This window comes from uncultured Paraglaciecola sp. (assembly GCF_913058035.1).
Taxonomy (GTDB): domain Bacteria; phylum Pseudomonadota; class Gammaproteobacteria; order Enterobacterales; family Alteromonadaceae; genus Paraglaciecola.
On the sequence record NZ_CAJXPA010000259.1, the window covers coordinates 1 to 4,545 of the forward strand.

4 protein-coding genes are annotated in these 4,545 nt (G+C 41.1%); 1 reads left to right on the plus strand and 3 read right to left on the minus strand.

The genetic code is table 11. The features are described from left to right. From QZ562_RS19760 to gcvA, 3 genes are all read right to left on the minus strand, one after another. On the minus strand, nucleotides 1–209 hold a 209-nt coding region (locus QZ562_RS19760), incomplete at its 3' end, for a thioesterase family protein (RefSeq protein ID WP_363315384.1). 11 nt (nucleotides 210–220) lie between these two features. Then, nucleotides 221–1,144, minus strand: a complete 924-nt coding sequence (locus QZ562_RS19765) for a 3-keto-5-aminohexanoate cleavage protein (RefSeq protein WP_293764119.1) — start codon at nucleotides 1,142–1,144, stop codon at nucleotides 221–223. 286 nt (nucleotides 1,145–1,430) lie between these two features. Beyond that, complete coding sequence (gene gcvA / locus QZ562_RS19770) at nucleotides 1,431–2,372, minus strand: transcriptional regulator GcvA (protein ID WP_293764122.1); 942 nt, start codon at nucleotides 2,370–2,372, stop codon at nucleotides 1,431–1,433. Between the two features lie 122 nt (nucleotides 2,373–2,494). Here gcvA and QZ562_RS19775 point away from each other — a divergent pair, with 122 nt between their 5' ends. Continuing rightward, a complete protein-coding gene (locus QZ562_RS19775; RefSeq protein WP_293764125.1) occupies nucleotides 2,495–4,498 on the plus strand; it encodes a sulfotransferase in 2,004 nt (667 codons plus the stop codon). The last annotated feature ends 47 nt before the right edge of the window (nucleotides 4,499–4,545 follow it).

Below are 4,545 nucleotides of genomic sequence, written 5' to 3' on the forward strand. Positions count from 1 at the left end.
CTTCTTACTTCTAATAAATATTCAATAGTGTGCTTTACATCAGCCCATCCAACATTATTATTTTGACTATCTGTACCCGACCATCCAAATACTCGATTCAGAAAATGGTAGCTGGCGTCATCGAACATTGCCATATAGTGGCGGGTAGTCAAATGGCCCATCGAGTCACAGAGCCAAGGGTGGCAAACGCCTTTATAATCTGAAGTCATTAGCTTTTAATCTACTTATCTACTACGTTAGCGAGCTCAACCAAGGTATCGTGCTTTTTGAGGCCCAGGCTCTCTCTTGCTTGCGCGGGTGACTGAATGCTGGCGCCCATCAATTCAACAATTTTTCGGGCACGCTCAACCAGTTGTACGTTGGTGGCTAAAACACCTTTTTCGAGATAAATATTGTCTTCTAATCCTACCCTGATATTACCGCCTAGTAGCGCGGCTTGTGCAGCCATCGGCATTTCATTCGCGCCTAAACCAAATGCGGCCCAGTTTGCTCCTGAAGGCAAATTATCAACCATCGCTTTCATATTGGCTGTACTGCCTTCGGCGCCCCATTTGACTCCCATGCACAGCTGAAAAAGTGGTGATGCATCGATTATACCTTCAGCTATCATTTTTTTGGCAAACCAAATATGCCCTAGGTCGAATACTTCAAGCTCCGGTTTTACACCAAGTTTTTGCAGTCGTTTAGCACCTGTTCGCAGCATGTCTGTAGTGGACACATAGACATAATTATTCACATCATAATTAAATGAGCCGCAGTCAAGTGAACATATTTCAGGCAAAAGCAACTCTACATGCTCTTGCCGTTTTACCTGCCCAATCAAATCAGTATGCTGGCTAAATTCGGTTGGATTGCTGTCAGGCCCTAAAAATAAATCCCCCCCCATTCCAGTGGTGAGGTTAATGATGACATCTGTAGACTCTTGTCTTATTCTGTCCACCACTTCTTTGTATAGTTGAACGTCGCGAGAGGCCGCGCCGGTTTTTGGATCACGCACATGAATGTGAGCAATGGCCGCGCCAGCTTTGGCTACAGCAATCGCTTCATCAGCAAGCTGCTTGGGTGTAATAGGAAGATGAGGAGTTTTGTTCTCAGTCGGACCTGAGCCTGAAATTGCAGCAGAAATAATTATATTATGATTCATTTAGCGTTAACCTAAGTTGTATTAATCCGTTGAAAATTTTGTAAATAATCAACATATTAAAAACCCTAGCGTTTTCCTATGATTGAAATTCTACTGGAATACTATCGAATTTTTAACCTTATTTCAATTTGCCGGTATTTTATTACATTAGATATGTAGGCTTTTAAGTCAGCTATTGCAATCAAGCGATACTCACAATATTTTATTTAAAACGCAAAAATATTCTAACGCAGGGCGGTGAACAGATATAATGTCAATATGGATAAATTACTGGCGACAATAGTGATCAAGAGACGTATTCGCTGGCTGCTTTTTCTCGTGAAATACTTAGCTCTGGGTCAGCTTGTATTTGTTCAATTAACCACGTTTCAAATAGTTGAATTTTTTTATGTTCGAATTTCTCCTGACGATAAACAAAGTACCAATCACTGTGATGTTTAACACGCATGTCAGGAAAAGGTTCGATCAACATGCCTGATGCTAGCTCCTTGCAGACATAGGGCTGCATACCAAGTGCGACGCCCATACCTTGTAAAGCCGTAGAAATTGAATGGTCATAGCTATCAAATTGTAGTCCTGACTCTGGATCAACAGAAGTACAGCCAACCTCATCTAGCCAAATATACCAATCTCTTTCGGAAGGATACACCTGCAATATGGTGAAATCATTTAGTTGCTCGGGACGCTCTATTCGATCTTTTCCTTTGAGTAAATTAGGACTGCACACAGGGAATACATCGCTAGAGAATAAATATGAGTAGTGCAAGCCATTAGCCGCTCTATTTCCAATCATCACACAGGCATCCACGTCACTTTTATCAAAATCGACATCAAACTGCGAGGTGTTTAGCCTCACACTGATATTAGGATACTTGCTTTGAAAGTCGGGGAGTCTTGGTATCAGCCAGCGAATAGCCAATGTTGAATATAACTGAATCGTTAACACATCTGAGCGGGTGGGTTTTAAAATCAAGTCGGTGCCCTCTGCAATTTTATCAAAAGCATCGCGCAGAATAGGGTAATACTGTTTGCCAATTTTAGTCAGTGCCACTGAACGTGTTTTTCTAATGAATAATTCGACATTAAGCACATGTTCTAGTTGCTTTATTTGATGACTTATCGCTGAAACAGTCACAAACAGCTCATCGGCTGCATTTCTAAATGAACCATGTCTGGCGGCCGCTTCAAAACTTTTCAAAGAATTTAAAGGTGGGATTTTTTTACGCAAATGAATACCCTCTTGGCCTCTTGAACCTATCTATAGTTGAATTAATCTCAATCATGAACAAGGTAAATTAGTTTGTCAGAGCATATTATGCATGTCAATATAATGTTAAAAATGAGGTTTATATGACGCAATATGAAGACCATAATAGCCATAGTACACATGATATTCGTGTTGCCGTTCAGCATGCGCAAGAAATGCTGCATCACAACGCTTTCGCTGCGGCTGAGCAACAAGGTCGAGAAATTTTAAAATCATTTCCTAATGAACCTAATGCACTTTTTATCATCGGTGTCTCGCTCAAAGGCTTAGCACGTTTCAGTGAAGCTAGAAAAACCTTCCAAGTATTAGTTAAACAAACACCTAAATTTGCATTAGCGCACCAGGAGCTGGGTTTTACATTGCATGCCTTAAAACAAATAAGGCAGGCCATTATATCATTGAAAGATGCCGTTAACGTTGACACTCATTTAATTCACAGTTGGAAGCGCCTTTCTGAATTACTGCTGGCGACAGGTGACAGTCACGCTTCTGAACAAGCTTATAATAGTTACTTACGCTTTTCCGCGAAGCACCCTCTTTTAGGTGAAGCGCTGCAAGCTTTCATCGACGGAAAATTAGCGTTGAGTGAGCGTCATTGTCATGATTATCTAAAACAATCCCCCAATGATGTCAGTGCCTTGAGGTTACTCGCTGAAATAGCCATCAAATTAGGTGTGTTTGGAGATGCGGAACATTTGCTTGTGCGGTGTTTAGGACTAGCACCTGATTATCATCTGGCGCGTTTAAATTACGCACATGTTTTAAATAAACAGGAAAAAAGCCAACAAGCCCTATTAGAAATAGCCACCTTAGAAAAGCATCAACCCAATGTACCGCCACAGCAAATACTCAAAGCAGCTATTTTGGTAAGGCTAGGGCAATTTGAAGACGCCATTGCGCTGTATGATTCGTTAATTGCCAGACTACCTGAACAAGCCAACCTTTATACCAGTAGAGGTCACGCCCTCAAAACAATCGGAGAGCAAAAAGCAGCCATTGCTTCGTATAGACAATCCATCGCTTGCGCACCCAGTTACGGAGAAGCCTATTGGAGTTTGGCTAATCTAAAGACTTTTCGTTTTGAACAATCTGAAATACAGTTAATGAAAAAGCAGATGGAGATAGAACAGCTCCCTGCATTGGATCAGATCAATATATGTTTCGCATTAGGTAAGGCACTTGAAGACAACAAAGAGTTTGAACAATCATTTCATTATTATCAATTAGGTAATGCATGTAAAAACACTATTGAACGCTACGATGCCGACGAAACCACCGCACTAATTGAACGAACGATTACAACGTGCCCATCACCTGTCTTTGAAAATAATGATGAGCAAGGGTGCAGTAAAGCTGATCCAATATTTATAGTGGGTCTTCCTCGCTCTGGCTCTACGTTGCTAGAGCAAATATTAGCAAGTCATTCATTGGTGGATGGCACCAAGGAGTTGCCAGATATTATTGCGATGGTACGAAAATTAAGTGATCGTAAAAAACGTCACGAAATATCTAAGTATCCCGAGGTTATTGCTAAGCTTTCCTCGGAGCAACGCCTTGCTCTTGGGAACGAGTATATTAACAAAACTAGGATCCACCGCGGTGATGCACCTTTTTTCATTGATAAAATGCCCAATAATTTTGCTCATATCGGATTGATTAAGCTGATATTGCCTAACGCAAAAATCATTGATGCACGTCGGCAACCAATGTCCGCCTGCTTTAGTGGCTTTAAACAACTGTTTTCCACAGGTCAGGCTTTTAGTTATGACTTAGAAAACATTGCTCGCTACTACCAAGATTATCTTCACTTAATGGATCATTGGCAAAAAGTACTTCCACATCAGGTGCTCACTGTCTCTTACGAAGATGTGGTTAACGATTTTGAAAATCAGGTGAGACAACTATTATATTTTTGTGGCTTGCCTTTTGAGCAAAACTGTCTTGAATTTTATAACAACGCGCGCGCGGTCAACACGGCTAGCTCGGAACAAGTTCGACAGCCTATCAATACAAAAGGGCTCGACGCATGGAAACCTTTTGAAGCGTTCCTCACTCCATTGCAAAGCAAATTGTCATCTATATTGTGATCTATATTGCGATCAATGTTGTGAACAGACCTAGCCCACGTTTTATG

Coding starts and splice junctions, on each gene's coding strand:
- QZ562_RS19765 (WP_293764119.1), bottom strand. CDS start 1,144: ATGAATCATAATATAATTATTTCTGCTGCAATTTCAGGCTCAGGTCCG.
- QZ562_RS19775 (WP_293764125.1), top strand. CDS start 2,495: ATGACGCAATATGAAGACCATAATAGCCATAGTACACATGATATTCGT.